The organism is Pseudoalteromonas rubra (assembly GCF_001482385.1).
Classification (GTDB): Bacteria; Pseudomonadota; Gammaproteobacteria; order Enterobacterales; family Alteromonadaceae; genus Pseudoalteromonas; species Pseudoalteromonas ardens.
In genome coordinates, this window is record NZ_CP013611.1 from 3691945 (window position 1) to 3707689 (window position 15745).

The following is a 15745-nucleotide window of genomic DNA, read 5'->3' on the forward strand; positions in this document are numbered from 1 at the left end:
ACGTCTCAGACGTCCTTTTTCTTATGGGTTACTTTTTCTTTTTTGTTTTGGCTTTAGCTGCTTTCTTTTTCGCTTTGATTTTAACCGGATCTTTTTTCTTTTTTGGTAACTTGGCTTCTTTGTGTTTCGGCTCCAGCCCTTCAACCACACGGCGTTTCAGCTTCTGTTCCGTGTAGCGCTCAACCTTACCCAGGATCTCGGCATCATGGGCTTCAACCAGTGAAATGGCGGTGCCTTTTTTACCCGCACGACCGGTACGGCCAATACGGTGAACATAAATGTCAGCAGTGCGCGGCATATCAAAGTTAATCACATGGCTGATATCCGCAACGTCGATACCACGCGCCGCCACGTCGGTGGCGACCAAAATGCGGGTGCGACCACTGTGGAAGCTGGCCATGGCGGCCATGCGCTTGTCCTGCGGCATTTCACCACGCAGCCAGGTGGTTTTGATGTCCTGGGTGTATAACTCGCCAACCAGTTTTTCGAGACGCTCACGGGTCTTTACAAATACGATGGCCTTGGTCACTTCCTCGCTTTGTAGCAGGCTAGCCAGGATGGCCAGCTTGTGCTGATAGTCATCTGCCAGGTGGATCCACTGGTGGATTTTGCCTTTTTCTTTACGTGAAGACTCTGCCTCAAGTAGTGCCGGATCTTTTAAAATACGCTCCGCAAACAGCTCGACGCTGTCGCCTTCCAGTGTGGCAGAAAAAAGGAAACACTGGCGACGGTTTTTTGCTTCATTACAGATTTTGAGCATTTCTTTTTTAAAGCCCAAATCCAGCATGCGGTCGGCTTCATCGAGGATGAGCAGCTCAACATTGTCGGCATGAAAGTTCTCGGTCTCAAGGTATTCCATCAGACGACCTGGTGTGGCTATCAGAATATCGTTGTTCTTTTCGAAGATTTCTTTGTGGCTGCCATAGTTAATACCACCGGTTACCACGCCGATTTTCAGGTGCGTGCCTGCCGCCAGTGCTTCGCATTGCTCAAACACCTGATAGGCCAGCTCACGGGTGGGTGTCATGATCAGCACACGGGCAAAACCTGGGTCGCGACGCGGGAAATCCATCAAATACTGAATTGCCGGGATCAGGAAGGCGGCTGTTTTACCTGTGCCCGTTGGCGCGGAAGCAAGGATGTCTCGGCCTAACAAAGCCTCTGGAATGGCCAGCTGTTGTATGCTGGTGGCCTGCTCAAAGCCCATTTTTTTTATGGCAGTCAGTAGCGTGCCGTCGAGATCGAATTCAGTAAATTGCATAATGCATCACAAATAAAGGACAATAGCGGAATTATACTTGGCAATCCGGGTTTCTCAAAGGAGCAAAATGACTGGCTTTGCATTTAAGCAATTTACGGTGGCGCAATCTCGCAGTGCAATGAAGGTCTCGACCGACGGGGTGTTATTTGGCGCCTGGGTTTGCGTGACGGGCGCACAACGCATGCTCGACATTGGCACAGGCACGGGGTTACTGAGTTTGATGTGCAAGCAGCGCGCCCCAAGGATTGTAATCGATGCGGTTGAAATTGATGCGCAGGCTTGTCTGGATGCTAAAGACAATATTAGCCGTAGTCCCTGGCAGGATATCTATGTACATCAGACACCCATTCAGACATTCACCGCAGACCAGCATTATGATTTGGTGATCAGCAATCCGCCGTATTTTAATCACAGCTTAAAAGGGCCTAATGAAGCCCGTAATACCGCTCGGCACACAGATAGTCTTAGTTTTGAACAACTAATAGAGGCATTTCTGCGCCATACTCAGGAGCATGGTAGGTTGGCGGTGATTCTGCCTGTTCACGAAGCAAATACGTTTATTGTACAGGCTGAGTTACGAGGGTTGCAGCTGGCGCGACGCTGTGACGTATCGATGACGCCTGATAAGCCTGTAAGCCGAGTTATGTTGGAATGGCATCGCATATATAATATGCCAAGTTATGATCAGCTTTGTTTACGAAATCAAAAGGGCGAGTACAGTGATGCTTTTGTTGATCTGTGTCGCGACTTTTATCTGAAAATGTAGGGCGATTGCCAACATAGCGTATGTAAATGAAGTAATTTAATGTAATATTTTCGGTGTTTTAAAAAAGTTATACTAGCAAATAACGAAATAATACAAAGCTGAGTTCATCAAAGCTCGGTGCAAAGAGCTGATAATGGATCAAGATACCCGAATCATTTGTGACTTTCTGAGCAATATTAACTTGCCCTATAAGCTCTGCCCCATAGCGGGGAAGTGTTTCTTACCTGGACTACAAATTAACTACGGTGTGTTGCATATAGACATTGATAAACTGGTTTGTGCTGGGGACATTTTGCATGAAGCCGGTCATATTGCGGTCTGTGAACCGATATATCGAGATCAATTACATCAAGACGTTTACAAAAATGGACTCAAAAATGGTCGTGAAAAACAAGCCATGGAGGGCGAGGAAATGGCCGCGACCGCTTGGTCTGTTGCTGCGATTTGGCACATTGGATTACCTATCGATCTGATCTTTCCGGAAAATACCTATCAGGGGATGCAACAATCACTGAAGGAAAACTTCGAAAATGGTGGTGTGTTTGGCGATCCGCTGCTCACAGCATGGGATATGACTTGCCCGGAGAAGGGGTTCCCTAAGATGACGAATTGGGTGAGAGAAATACGCTGGGTAACAGAATTGCCACAGCAGCTTGCAGAAGCTTAGATGCGGCTGAGAATTTGCCCTCAGAGTAAGGTTTAAACATGCTCTGAGGGGTTGAAATTAAGCCTGACCGTGCTGGCGTATCTTGGTCAAAAAGTCAGATACATCTACAGAGCAAAAAGTCACCATGGCAAAAAATTGATTGAGCTTTGGCTGGCCCACATCGCGCTCCCAGTTTTCATACGTTTTACGACACACGCCAAGCTGAGTTGCCATTGCCTGTGTTGTCACGCCTTTATTTTTTCTTAATTTCCTGAGGTCATCACCGGTAATGTAGCGGGAAAAAAATTCCATATTGTTAGTTCCTTTGATTATTGTTTTAAAGGTAAAGCCGGGTGTGTTTGATGCTGCTTTGCGAAGGTTCTGAAAGACACCTGCCCGGACGCCTATTGCTATTTCCTGCAATGGGTAATTTGTAACTCAGATTGCAATGAAAAAAATAATAATGTGCAACTTTTTTTCAGGTTATGAAATCATTCATCATCGGGTCTCTTTGATGCGCCGAAAGAGTGTTTTTCATTATCTACCGGATGACCCAATGTATTAGATGAAACCTGAGTGGATGTACACCGTGATGAGATAAATCAAGTTGCTGAGTGCATTGCATCATTGAATTGATGACAAAGGTTAGGAAGGCGACTGAGTTTGAGAAGCCGTTATTATCTTGTGTGTTTTCCTGCATGGATCTGAAGATTAGTTGAGAGGGTAGCTGTGCTGTCTAATGCGTTATTAAACAGCACCTGTTGCGTTATTTAATATAGTACTTCAGCACATCCTGTTCAGTGTGAGAATACAGAGTTGAGTACGGCCAGATGGTAAATTGTCGTTCCGGGTTGCCATTAAAAATAGCCGCTCCGGCAATATCCCATTGATAATATCCGGTATTATCGGCCAGAGCAGCCATGGTAAATGTGCCGCTATCGACATAACTACAGGGCACGCCCGTGGGTTCAGATCTGAAAATATTCAGACCCTCTATATGAGGGGTATTGTCGAAAGTGGCCGTTAAGTCTGCGGCGGTGTCGTCCAGTAGCCCCTGACATTCTACGCCAGTTGGATTGGTGACATTGAAAGCAGAGATCATTGATACTTTGTTGTGCTCATCAACAAACATCAGGCCTTCCGTCATAGCGGCACGTAGTGCCTGCCACCTTGAAGACTCAAGCACACCATATTGATCGACTCTGACCGGCTCACGGATCAGTTTTCTGTCAATACCATCGGCATGGTTGGCAAACAGTGTCCAGCCACCGCCCAGGGTTTCCATATCACAATACGCCACAAACGGGGCGACACTGCCAGCGCCATCCGGGTCTATGGTGTAATAGCCTGACTGGCTGGTTGGGTTGGTTTGTTGAATATCATGGCAGGTTTTACCCTGTGCCTGCGAGCTGTTATCGGCAAATTCGTCGATAAAAAAGCCGTAATATTCCATTTCATCGATTTGAGTATAGTCGCCAGAGCCATGGGTGCTCAGCACTAGCAGCCGGAAGCTGCTACCTAAAGCTGCTTTAGAGAGCTTAATCTGACTGGTTCCTTTTTCCATCGTAATGGTTTCATGATCGGTGAAAGTGATGCCATCGTCTGACACCTGAAAAATGACTTCTTTGGGTGTCCGGGGTGAAAACTCTGCGTGTTTCATTGACACCTGAGTGCTAAAACCGGTGATCACGGCTTTTCTGGCAAAGGAGACTTGCAACCACTCGTTGCTGTTGGTTGGACCAAGCCAGATCCCGTGCGTCAGCAGTTCACCTGCCTGAGGGTTAATTTTCGGGTTTGGATCTGTGTAGTAAAGATGGCCATCAAATGCGCCAGCCGGACTGAACTGGTTAACAGTGCCACTGGCTGTGTAATTACCCGGTGAGAGTGAATTTGTGTAGACCAGCGCAATGTTATTATTGGCACCAGTGGTATCACCATCGGTGACAACCGGACGGGAGAGTGTTAGATCTTCAAAGTGACAGAAGTACTGGATAGCGGGTGCGCCACCAGGGCCGTCAGCATCAATCAGATATAAGTTGGACGTTGCAGTTGGATCACTAAGCGCAATACTTTCACAGCTGATCCCGTCGCTTGGGTACACTTCCTGATTGAGGACATTGACCATATCGAGTAAACGGGCGTACTTGGCTTCCAGAGACTGGCTGGCATTATCGACATAGCGCTTAGTGACCAGATGGTTTGGCGCGATAGGATCGTTGGCGATGGCATTACCAATGACTTCCAGTGCTGCACTGGGCGATTGGGTGCCAACCCCAACTGAAACGGTGGTTGATACGGTTGCCGTACCATCTCGCCAGTGTGTGGTGCCAGGCAGACCCTGCTCTCCTTTGGGCCCCTGCAGGCCTTGTTCGCCTTGTGGCCCCTGTATGCCCGGTTCTCCTTGTTGTCCGCGCTCACCTTGTGGTCCTTGCAAACCTTGTTCACCTTGTGGTCCCTGAAGCCCTTGCTCACCCTGTAAACCCTGTTCACCTTGTAATTCGCGCCAGAGTGCGCCATCACAGCTAAAAATCTGCTTATCTACACTGCTGTAGTATATCGAGCCTGTGTGCTCTGGCTTGCAAGGGACTGGTGCACTGGCATTGGGCGTTAATCTCAGGGCGCCTGGTACTTCCAGGTTGGCCTGCGTCAGTGGTTCAAATAATGCCGGGTAACTGCTGGAGTCGGTTGGATCGGTATTAGCCAGAAACTCAGCTAGATTACTGGCGCTATCCTGATCTACATCTGTACCTGCATCAGTTGCATCTGCCGGATTGAATCCATAGCGAATTTCCCACTCATTGGTCATGCCGTCGCCGTCATCATCCAGTGGTTTAGCCAGGCTAACTACGGAGACGGCGTCTACCTCAAGGGTATTGGCATCAATGCTGGTATTGTGTATTTCCAGTGCCATCGTATCAGTTAACTCAGCAAGCGCACGATGCGCCTCGGTCGGTTCAAATGTTACATCAAGCTGGACAAATGCCCCTTCGATTAATGTGAGATCAGGAGTTACATCAATAAAGAGCTCTGCAATGCGAAAGCCAATTCTAAAGTTGGCCGGGTTAACACTGGCGCGCATACCTAATTTAGCCTGGATCCGGTAATTGCTGGTTAAACTCAATGGCACAGGCAGAGCCTGACTCAGAGATGCACCCTGACCAATGAAGGCGACGTTATTTACAGCCAGATGATCGGCATAATGAGCTGCGGAAAGGTTAATGATCCCGGCCTGGCTATCGGAAAATGTCCAGACATCAGAGGTGTGGCTTAACTGTGCTTCAGCCAGTGTTTGTTGCTCGAACTGGCCATCCCGTACCAGTTCGGTGCCCGATGCCTGTCAGCATAATGTGGCGAGCATGGCAGGTAGCACTTGTTTTTTCATATTTTTTCCTTTGTAAGAGTAGAGTTGGATTAATGTAAGATGAATATTGTACAGGGTCGTGATTTAAGGGTTGCTATAAAAATTTTTTATCATTCTTTGATATGGTTTTTATGGCGAAAATGGAGTCATTGCACCCGGTTGAAATTGATTAAGCGCGTCTAGGGTAGGCACCCAGGATACAGATCTGCCAGTCAATGGCTAACACAGGTCTACATCATCAGTTACATACACCCATTCTAAAGACCGATTAACAGGTAAGTCATATGACCATGGAAGAGACTGGGTAGAGGAAAAATTACAGGCTCTGGCCAAGGTATTTTGCATTGAGGTATGTGGCTATGCGGTGATGAGCAGAGCGAGTCAGAGCGCAGTATGCTGGATGCAGATATTAGTGAATTCAGAATACGCCTTGCGAGTATCAGCTGGTTTACGCGGGTATTGAATGAAGGCATAGCCCGCAGAGCCAATAAAGAAGGTTGGAGCACCGGTCATTTGATTATCTTACCTATGACTGTAAAATCATGGTTGCACAAGATATTGCAAGTGAAGTAAAAGAACCGGATAGGACATACCCGGCTCTTTTCACTGTACGATTAATCCGCGCGTGACGGATAAGTACCATAAATACAAACTTGCCAGCTGACAGCCTGGACCGGGCTACGGATATCAATAGCACTGTTGTTACCCGCAGGTAAAACGTGTACTTCGGCTGCAGCATTAGAGGTGACCTCTACTTCGGGACCTGCGATCTGAACCGGGCTCAGGGGAGAGAATGCGGAGGGCGAAAAATAAGTTTGATCTTGAGGCTTACCTAAATAGCTGTCTGCAACAGGGCCTGGCAGGTTAGCCGCATTCTCGGCGACTGTCATGGTTGCTGTCGCAGCGCTCTGCACCGTTACGGCAGCTTGCGCAACATGCGTGTGCGAGGGCATTTGGTTAACCGTGAGCGTTGTTTGCTCAAGCCCCGTTTTCTGGCCTGGTACATAGGTGGATAAACCGGGCCCGGTGCCAAAACTGACAGGGCTGCGACCACGCAGATCTGCTACACCAAAAGAGGTGCGTCCATCGCCACCATAATAAGTGCCCATTATAGAAAATACAGCCTGAAACTGAGCGATAGAAAGCAACTGCCCGTGACAAGATGTGAAATTACGTACTGCAAAAGTACCTGAAAATGGCATTAACTCACCAATAAATGCGTCTACAGCCATACTCTTCACTCCCTAATATATTGTTGTTAAAAAGATTATAGTAAGAAGGACACTACCTTATCTTTGTCTGTAAGTACATTACTTTCTATTACACCATACTCGGATATTGATATGAAGAGCTGTGGCTTGTTCTTATAGAGCATCTAGCTAGCGGGTCCTAATTTGTCGGCTTGTTGTCTCATTGTACTTAAAGTTGGTGTGCTTTTCTGTCCAGGTGGGCAATTTTATAGGCAGCCCTGAGCATGACAATGAGCGCAACACAATTGAAGACTAAACTAAATATTGCTTCAAACGCCATAATATCCACATTGAAAGTACGCAAATACCTTGTGATTTGATCAACAATCTCGATAGCAATGCCTATCACAATCAGCATAAAGCCATAGTACTCAGAGGTGGCGTTCAGGATACTGTGTTGTTCAAGAGTTGGATCATTTTTACTTTCGAGCATACGTTTTGAAAAAATTTTCCGGCCATCCATGATGGCCCCAAAGCCAATTAGCAAAATAGTGATGGTCGACTCGTTGTCTATGACTTTCTGATAGCCATGCTGATCCAAGTGCCCTAGCAAATAGCGAATGTCTTCTGCGGTAATACTGCCAACCAGCAGGCTGATCAGGATCAGTGGAAACAGTAAAAATCCTCGGTTGAGTACAACCGCATAAATGATCTGTCGGGTTTTGGTCATAATTTTAAAAGTATGTAATTAAGGAAAAAACGGGCTCTTAACCGTTATGCTAGCGCGGTGCATGTTAGATATCAGCGCTAAAGTCCCGATTCAGGGGGAGAGTATAAAACAGGTCGGGGTAAAAAGTATCATGAACTGGTTATCAAACACCCCAAAATTTGCAGTTTTTAGCCAAAGAAGCTTGCGCTAGCAGGCTTCCTGAAGTGCATCGTAACTTACCTAGTCAGAATAGACGGCGGCAACTTTTGCCCAGGCTCCACCCGCTGTGCATCCCGATATTGAGAGTGTGATATTCGTTTTAGCTGCATGTGCGGCAAGCAAGGTGGACTTAAGAATTGGATCTGCCGATACATTACCTGCCCAGCCATTAAATCCAGGGCATTCCTGTTTGGCAGAATCATTGTAGTTTTTGTCTAGTCTTACGGCAATGCTGCCTGTTTCACTGGCAAAAAGTTTGATGATTTTGCCGCTCATTTCGAAACTAGCCAATGCTGAGCCTGAGAAGAGTAAAGCGGCAATGGGTAAAAGTGTTCTCATGGTAATACTCCCAAATTGTGGTTGTGTTTGTTCCTTACACGGGGATAGTAACAGCGCGAGTATTAGTACGCAATGGATGGTGTCTGGGTCGCAGACTCGTTTAGCGTTACACAAAAAGTTATGGCAACGAGAAGGCTGTCAGGGTGTGCCTTTGGCACACCAGGTAATGGAAGGGGGCTACATTGTTTTTGCTGTCAGAAGTGCCAGTTGGATCATCTCTTCGAAAGAAGATTGCCTGGCGTCACTGCTCAGATGCGTGTCCAGAGTGATGTGGTCAGCAACCGTTAAAATGGTCAGTGCCCTGGCACCATATTGTGCAGCAACACCATATAACCCGGCTGCTTCCATTTCTACTCCCAGGATCCCCATGTTATCCATCAGCTCAAACATCTCTGGCTGTGGCGTATAAAACAGGTCGGATGAAAAAACATTGCCAATCTGTACTTTTAGCGCGAGTGCCGAGGCAGTGTGAACACAGGCGTTGAGCAGGCTGAAGTCGGCAATGGCCGCAAAGTCATGATCTTTAAAGCGCATTCGGTTTACTTTTGAGTCGGTGCAGGCACCCATGGCAATAATAATATCGCGCAGTTGCACGTGTTTGGAAACCGCCCCACAGCTGCCCACACGGATCAGGTTTTTCACTTTGTACTCTGTGATTAACTCTTTGGCATAAATGGAGCAGCTGGGGATCCCCATGCCAGTGCCCATCACCGAGAGTCTGCGGCCCTGGAAAAAGCCGGTGTAACCCAGCATATTGCGCACCGTATTGACGACAGTCACATCATCCAGAAAGTGCTCCGCAATGAACTTGGCGCGCAGTGGGTCGCCCGGCAGTAATACGGTATCGGCGAAGGCATCGTCAGGCGCATTGATGTGGACTGTACCATGATGGTTGGCCTGCATTCTCAGTACCCTCCCTGAGCGTCACAGGCAGAGCCTGTTAGGGTTGCGAGTACATCACTGAGCAAACCAGACGCACCAAATCTGAAGTGCTGCTTGTTCACCCAGTCCGGACCCATTATTTGCCTGGCTTGCACCAGGTAGGCTTGGGCATCGGCAACTGTGCGCACACCCCCCGCAGCTTTAAAACCAACCTGTTTGCCACTGCTTTTGATGGCATTGAGCATCACCTGTGCGGCTTCTAAGGTGGCATTGACGCTGACCTTGCCGGTACTGGTTTTGATAAAGTCCGCACCAGCGTTGATTGCGATGCGCGACGCCTGCTCAATTAATTTTGGGGTTGCCAGTACACCGGATTCAATGATCACTTTGAGTTGTACGTGTGCACCACAAGCCTGCTTGCATTGTTCAATAAGCTGCTGGCCGATGTCAGGGGTACCAGCCATCAGGGCGTTATAGGGAAAGACCACATCCACTTCATCGGCGCCAAGTGCAACAGCTGTGCGGGTTTGTTCAACCGCTCTGGCTATATTGTCGTTGCCGTGTGGAAAGTTTGTAACTGTCGCAATGCGGATCCCAGCCGCCAGATGTTGCCTGGCTAGTGGAATATACCGGGGGTAAATACAAATCGCAGCCACATTGCCTACCGCTGAGCTGGCCTGCTGGCAAAGCTGGATGATATTTTGGTCGCATTCTGCGCCGCTCAGGCTGGTTAAATCCATGCAACTCAGTGCCAGCTGTGCGGCACGTTTGGGTGTTATTGAAGACATAGGAAGCTCCTGTTGTGCTGCCGATATGGTGTGGTCAGGCAGCAAAGAACCACTAACCCGAAAAACGAAGTGAGGACTTTGATCGAGCTGTGTTCACTCTCGTTTTGGGTACTCGAGTGGACTTGGTTCCGTGAAGACTCGACCCGGCGGGGCAAGCTAATTCCATTTAATCACCCCTGTATTGTCCGTGAGTTGATGGTGGTTTACCAGTACAAAAGCGCTGTCTCTTGATATAGCGCAAGGCGCGGTGGCAATCAGAATAGTGTGAAATAAAAAAGCCACTGTGGTCACAGTGGCTCAATATTAGGTGGTTGAGCGGTTACAGGGCGGCTTGTATCCGATTTTGGAGCCCATCTGCATCCAGGCCCATTTCAGTGTGCATCTGGTCTTGTGTACCATGCTTAATGAATTCATCTGGAATACCCAGATGCAATATTGGTTTAAGGATCTGTTTTGAGGCCAGATACTCGCTGACTGCACTACCAGCACCGCCTGCAATGGCATTGTCTTCCAATGTCACCAGCAGGTCATGCTCAGCTGCCAGCTTTGTAACCATGTCGCTATCAAGTGGCTTCACAAAGCGCATATCAACTAAAGTTGCATCCAGCGCCTCTGCGACCGGCTTTGCATTGTGCAGCAAGGTACCAAAGTTAAGAATGGCGACTTTTTTACCGGTACGTAGCAAGTTAGCTTTGCCCACTTTCAGCTCAGTCATCTGTGCTTCAATCTCTGCCTCACCTGCTGAGCCTCGCGGGTAGCGCACGGCGGCAGGTTGTTGCAGACGATGACCTGTGTAGAGCATCTGACGGCATTCATTCAGGTCGCTCGGCGCCATAATCACCATGTTGGGAATACAGCGCATAAAGCTTAGATCGTATGCCCCCTGATGCGTTTCGCCATCAGCCCCGACAATGCCTGCGCGGTCTATGGCAAACAAAACAGGCAGATTCTGTAATGCGACGTCGTGGATCAGTTGATCATAACCACGCTGCAAAAAGCTAGAATAAATGGCGACAACGGGGTTGAGCCCTTCACAGGCAAAACCGGCACCTAAAGTGACGGCATGCTGTTCAGCAATCGCTACATCAAAATACTGATTTGGGTGCTCTTTGGAAAAGCGCACCATGCCTGACCCTTCTCGCATCGCTGGGGTAATGGCCATCAGCTTACTGTCTTGCTCTGCCATGTCACATAACCAGTCACCGAACACTTTAGAAAAAGTCGGCGCAGCGGGTTTGGATTTTGGCAGACTGTGAACGCTCGGATCGAACTTAGGCACGCCATGATAGCCAATTGGATCGGCTTCAGCTGGTTGGTAACCTTTACCTTTTTGGGTCTTAACATGCAGCAACTGCGGACCTTTGAGGTTGCGCATGTTTCTGAGCGTGTCTACCAGCATATTGACATCGTGGCCGTCAATTGGGCCAATGTAATTAAAGCCTAACTCTTCAAAGAAGGTCCCGGGAATTACCATGCCTTTAAGGTGTTCTTCAACCTTACTGGCCAGCTCTTTAACAGGCGGTACGCCGGAAAGGAGTTTTTTACCGCCTTCGCGGATATTGGTATAAAAGCTCCCTGATAAGATACGTGCAAAGTGGTTGTTCAGTGCGCCCACGTTCTCGGAAATAGACATTTCATTGTCGTTGAGGATCACCAGCATATCTGATTTTACATCACCCGCATGGTTCATGGCTTCAAAAGCCATACCTGCGGTCATTGCGCCATCTCCAATCACAGCGACGACTTTGCGCCCTTGCTGTTCTTTTTCAGCGGCAATCGCCATGGCCAGTGCGGCGGAGATAGAGGTACTGGAATGGCCAACGCTGAATGTATCGTACTCGCTCTCTTCACGGAATGGGAAAGGGTGCAGGCCATCTTTTTGTCGTATGGTATGCATTTGATCGCGGCGACCCGTGAGTATTTTATGCGGATAGGCCTGATGGCCTACATCCCACACCAGGCGATCGGCTGGCGTATTGTACACATAATGCAGCGCCACCGTCAGTTCAACAGTGCCTAGGCCGGAGGCAAGGTGACCGCTACTTTGCGAGACCGAATTGAGCAGATAGTCACGAAGCTCATCGCTGAACTCGGTCAGTTTATGTTGTGGCAAAGTGCGCAGCTGCTCAGGCTGCTCTATTAATGCCAAAAGGGGATATTTGCTGTTATCAAGACTCATATTGATTACGTTATCCTGGGCAGAGTTCGCTGACTTGGTTGTCATTGTTATCCGCCATTAAATTTATAAATTCTGTGCTGGGTGCTCGGCGCTTTGTTCGGCGTGCAGTGTGCAATGCACCACAGTATAACTTAACTAGTAATTAATTTAGCGACTTATCAGTTGATTGCTAGTCGGTTTACAGCCATTAATGATCTCTGGCAATAATATAATCAGCCAGCAAAGCCAGGGTTTGTGTGTCTGCATCAATATCCTGTAGTGCCCGCTTTGCTTCTTCTACGAGTGCCTGTGCTTTTTGCTTTGCACCTGATAACCCTAATAGTGCTGGATACGTAGATTTATTGTGTTCCAGATCAGATCCCTGAGGTTTGCCCAGTACCTCAGTGTTACCTTCGATGTCGAGAATGTCATCCTGAACCTGGAATGCCAGGCCAATACTCTGACCATAGTCACGCAGTCGAGCAAGGGTATGTCCTGACACATCAGGAGCACACAGCGCGCCGAGCTCAATAGCACAAGTCAGCAGTGCGCCTGTTTTTAAGCGGTGGATCCGCTCCAGCTCAGCAAGGCTCACAGACTTATCCGTAGCTGCCAAATCCAGAGCCTGACCACCAACCATACCTTGTAAGCCAGATGCCTTTGCAAGGGTCTTGATCATCGCAATCTGATTTGCTGCCGAAACGGAAAACGTATGTGCCGATAATAGCTCAAAAGCCAGAGTTTGTAGCGCATCGCCAGCCAGGATTGCTTGTGCTTCATCAAATGCAATGTGGCACGTTGGTTTACCGCGACGCAGGTCATCATCGTCCATGGCCGGAAGGTCATCATGAACCAATGAATAACTGTGGATACATTCGACGGCCGCTGCAGCGATATCGAGATCGCGAGGCGCGGCACCAAAGATTTGTCCGGTTGCATAGACCAGAAATGGGCGTAATCGCTTACCACCATTACTAATGCTGTAACGCGCTGCAGCAATGGCTGTGTCGTCACTGTCCAGTTCTTGAGCGAAATACGCTGCTACAGTTTCTTCGACCTGCGCTCTGGCATGAGCAAGTTGTGCTTGTAAATCCAATGTTTATTCCAGCTCGTCCGTAAATTCATTTAGCGGGCTTTGCTCGTCATTACCGAGCAAAATCGCCACTTTCTGTTCTGCCTGTTGCAGCTTTTGCGAGGAAGCATTGGCCAGCTTTATCCCGCGTTCAAATTGCTTGAGCGACTGTTCCAGGGTGAGTTCGCCCCGTTCCATGCCCTGTACAATGCTTTCAAGCTCGTCAACAGCTTCTTCAAAGCTCATGTTTTCCGGTTTTTTTGTCGCCATGTTGCAGTATTCACTTTGAGCTAAATTAAAAAACGCCTAATTTTATGAGTATTACAGATTGAGGTCAAAGATCTCTCAGAATTTTTGCGTTATACAGTCAGGATGGCTTGCGGATTCGCAATTTCAAAGCAATTTAATATAATTGGGTTAAGTTATTGCAAAACTGGCCGATAACTCTGTCGATAATAATAACTGCGTGATAGATAGCGGGTAAATTCCTTTGGAGGGTGTGTGGATTTAGCAACCGTGATTGGGATCTTAGGGGCCATAGGCTTGATTGTGATGTCCATGGTACTTAGTAGTGATGGCCAGGTCGCCATGTTTTACAACACTCCATCAGTGGTTATTGTGTTTGGTGGCTCGATTTTTATCGTGCTGTCGAATTTTACCATGAGCCAGTTTTTTGGCATTGGTAAAGTGGCTGGTAAAGCCTTTATGTTTAAGCTGGAAACGCCGGAAGAGTTGATTGAAAAAGCGGTTGAGCTGGCAGATTCTGCGCGTAAAGGTGGCTTCCTGGCATTAGAAGAGGCTGAAATTCCCAATTCCTTTATGCGCAAAGGCGTAGACATGCTGGTAGATGGTCACGATGCGGATGTGGTCAGGGCAACCCTGCAAAAAGACATTGCGCTGACTTCGACGCGTCACGAAATGGGGGCTGGGTTGTTTAAGTCTCTGGCAGACATTGCCCCTGCAATGGGGATGATTGGTACCTTAATTGGTCTGGTAGCCATGCTATCAAACATGGATGACCCAAAAGCGATTGGACCTGCGATGGCCGTTGCGCTATTGACGACATTGTATGGTGCGTTTCTGGCCAATGTGGTGGCCATCCCAATTCAGGTAAAACTGGAGCTGCGTAAGGATGAAGAAGAACGCAACCAACGTTTGATTCTGGATGCCATTTTAGGAATTCAGGACGGTCAGAACCCGAAAGTGATAGAAGGTATCTTGAAAAACTATTTGCCTGAATCCAAACGGGGTGCTGATGCCGAGGAGTAATTATGTCTGACGAGAACGAATGCAAATGTCCCCCACCAGGCTTACCTGCCTGGATGGGGACTTTTGCCGATCTGATGTCTCTGCTGATGTGTTTCTTCGTATTGCTGCTGGCGTTTTCAGAAATGGATGTACTCAAATTTAAGCAGATCGCAGGCTCGATGAAGTTTGCATTCGGTGTGCAAAACAAGATTGAGGTAAAGGACATTCCCAAAGGCACCAGTGTAATTGCCATGGAGTTCACGCCGGGTAAACCTGAGCCTACCCCTATTGAAACGATACAACAGCAGACGGTTGAAATGACGCAGCAGATGCTGGAGTTTCAGGCGGGTGATGAGAGCTCTGCGGGTGGACGACAGGAACAGCGCGGTAATAAGCGTGGTGGTGAGTCTTCCAGTACAGCACAGGAGCAGTCGATGACGCAGGCCATTGCGGCTGCCGAGCAGGAACAGGTTAATGAGCTGGTGAAGAAAATCGCCCAGCAGCTCGAAAAGCAAATCATGGATGGTGCGATTGAACTGGAGTCATTGGGACAGCAAATTATTATACGGATCCAGGAGAATGGCTCATTCCCTTCTGGCAGCGCATTCTTACAACCTAAGTTTAAGCCCGTGATCCAGGATATTGCCCAGTTACTTAAAGATGTACCTGGCGAAATAACGGTGTCCGGGCATACGGATGACTTCCAGTTTTCGAATGAGCTGTATAGCAATAACTGGGATTTGTCAGCGACCCGGGCGGTTGCTGTCGCGTCAGAAATGCAAACTGTCACTGGATTTGACAAAAACCGTATGGTGGTGGTTGGGCATGCGGATACCCGCCCTCTGGTGCCTAATGAAACTGATGAAGACCGTCGTCGCAACCGGCGTGTCGAAATATCGATTATGCAAGGTAAGGCTAAGGAATCTGACCCAATTAATGTACGCGGAAACAACTAGAAGTATTGCGTGGTACCGATTCTTGGGCTAGGCTATTCAGCGGAATTTAATCTGATAATGTTAATGGAGAAAACAATGCTTAATAAATATGCTTATATGCCGGGTTCAAATGGTGGCGGTGACGATGGAAGCGAAGATCCGAAATAAGTT

Annotated in this window: 16 protein-coding genes; 5 read left to right on the forward strand and 11 right to left on the reverse strand. The window is 48.1% G+C overall.

Translation table 11 applies throughout. From position 1 onward, the window contains the following. Positions 1-28: 28 nt before the first annotated feature. Positions 29-1261 (reverse strand): ATP-dependent RNA helicase SrmB, encoded by a 1233-nt coding sequence (srmB, locus tag AT705_RS16050; RefSeq protein WP_058797347.1) that lies wholly within the window; start codon positions 1259-1261, stop codon positions 29-31. 67 nt (positions 1262-1328) lie between these two features. Between srmB and AT705_RS16055 the strand changes: the two genes are divergently transcribed. Together AT705_RS16055 and AT705_RS16060 are read left to right on the forward strand one after the other, a co-directional pair. Continuing rightward, the gene (locus tag AT705_RS16055; protein WP_058797348.1) at positions 1329-2027 is read left to right on the forward strand and encodes a tRNA1(Val) (adenine(37)-N6)-methyltransferase; all 699 of its coding nucleotides are present in this window, start codon (positions 1329-1331) and stop codon (positions 2025-2027) included. Positions 2028-2160: 133 nt separating this feature from the next. Beyond that, positions 2161-2694: a hypothetical protein gene (locus AT705_RS16060; RefSeq protein ID WP_058797349.1), complete on the forward strand. Its 534-nt coding sequence runs from the start codon at positions 2161-2163 to the stop codon at positions 2692-2694. A 57-nt stretch (positions 2695-2751) separates the two neighbouring features. Here AT705_RS16060 and AT705_RS16065 read toward each other — a convergent pair whose 3' ends face one another. Further along, positions 2752-2985, reverse strand: a complete 234-nt coding sequence (locus AT705_RS16065; RefSeq protein WP_010382895.1) for a helix-turn-helix domain-containing protein — start codon at positions 2983-2985, stop codon at positions 2752-2754. Positions 2986-3439: 454 nt separating this feature from the next. Continuing rightward, positions 3440-5992 carry a fibrinogen-like YCDxxxxGGGW domain-containing protein gene (locus tag AT705_RS26005; protein ID WP_420492123.1) on the reverse strand — a complete coding sequence of 851 codons (2553 nt, stop codon included), beginning with the start codon at positions 5990-5992 and terminating at the stop codon, positions 3440-3442. Positions 5993-6385: 393 nt separating this feature from the next. Here AT705_RS26005 and AT705_RS26090 point away from each other — a divergent pair, with 393 nt between their 5' ends. Beyond that, positions 6386-6607 carry a hypothetical protein gene (locus tag AT705_RS26090; protein ID WP_058797351.1) on the forward strand — a complete coding sequence of 74 codons (222 nt, stop codon included), beginning with the start codon at positions 6386-6388 and terminating at the stop codon, positions 6605-6607. 41 nt (positions 6608-6648) lie between these two features. Here AT705_RS26090 and AT705_RS16080 read toward each other — a convergent pair whose 3' ends face one another. The 8 genes from AT705_RS16080 to xseB all read right to left on the reverse strand — a co-directional run bounded on the left by AT705_RS16080 (position 6649) and on the right by xseB (position 13661). Continuing rightward, complete coding sequence (locus tag AT705_RS16080; RefSeq protein WP_058797352.1) at positions 6649-7266, reverse strand: phage tail protein; 618 nt, start codon at positions 7264-7266, stop codon at positions 6649-6651. A gap of 187 nt (positions 7267-7453) precedes the next feature. Beyond that, positions 7454-7954: a hypothetical protein gene (locus AT705_RS16085; RefSeq protein ID WP_058797353.1), complete on the reverse strand. Its 501-nt coding sequence runs from the start codon at positions 7952-7954 to the stop codon at positions 7454-7456. A gap of 219 nt (positions 7955-8173) precedes the next feature. Continuing rightward, complete coding sequence (locus AT705_RS16090; RefSeq protein ID WP_058797354.1) at positions 8174-8491, reverse strand: hypothetical protein; 318 nt, start codon at positions 8489-8491, stop codon at positions 8174-8176. 177 nt (positions 8492-8668) lie between these two features. Further along, the gene (gene deoD, locus AT705_RS16095; RefSeq protein ID WP_049865738.1) at positions 8669-9394 is read right to left on the reverse strand and encodes a purine-nucleoside phosphorylase; all 726 of its coding nucleotides are present in this window, start codon (positions 9392-9394) and stop codon (positions 8669-8671) included. A 2-nt stretch (positions 9395-9396) separates the two neighbouring features. Then, the gene (deoC, locus tag AT705_RS16100; protein WP_058797355.1) at positions 9397-10161 is read right to left on the reverse strand and encodes a deoxyribose-phosphate aldolase; all 765 of its coding nucleotides are present in this window, start codon (positions 10159-10161) and stop codon (positions 9397-9399) included. A gap of 319 nt (positions 10162-10480) precedes the next feature. Further along, complete coding sequence (gene dxs, locus AT705_RS16105) at positions 10481-12340, reverse strand: 1-deoxy-D-xylulose-5-phosphate synthase (RefSeq protein WP_058798031.1); 1860 nt, start codon at positions 12338-12340, stop codon at positions 10481-10483. Positions 12341-12527: 187 nt separating this feature from the next. Continuing rightward, positions 12528-13415 (reverse strand): (2E,6E)-farnesyl diphosphate synthase, encoded by an 888-nt coding sequence (ispA, locus tag AT705_RS16110; protein ID WP_058797356.1) that lies wholly within the window; start codon positions 13413-13415, stop codon positions 12528-12530. 3 nt (positions 13416-13418) lie between these two features. Continuing rightward, positions 13419-13661, reverse strand: a complete 243-nt coding sequence (gene xseB, locus AT705_RS16115) for an exodeoxyribonuclease VII small subunit (protein ID WP_058797357.1) — start codon at positions 13659-13661, stop codon at positions 13419-13421. 231 nt (positions 13662-13892) lie between these two features. Here xseB and pomA point away from each other — a divergent pair, with 231 nt between their 5' ends. Both pomA and AT705_RS16125 read left to right on the forward strand, forming a co-directional pair. Continuing rightward, positions 13893-14660 carry a flagellar motor protein PomA gene (gene pomA / locus AT705_RS16120; RefSeq protein ID WP_058797358.1) on the forward strand — a complete coding sequence of 256 codons (768 nt, stop codon included), beginning with the start codon at positions 13893-13895 and terminating at the stop codon, positions 14658-14660. Between the two features lie 2 nt (positions 14661-14662). Next, entirely contained in the window at positions 14663-15595 is a 933-nt protein-coding gene (locus AT705_RS16125) for a flagellar motor protein MotB (RefSeq protein ID WP_058797359.1), read from the forward strand. The last annotated feature ends 150 nt before the right edge of the window (positions 15596-15745 follow it).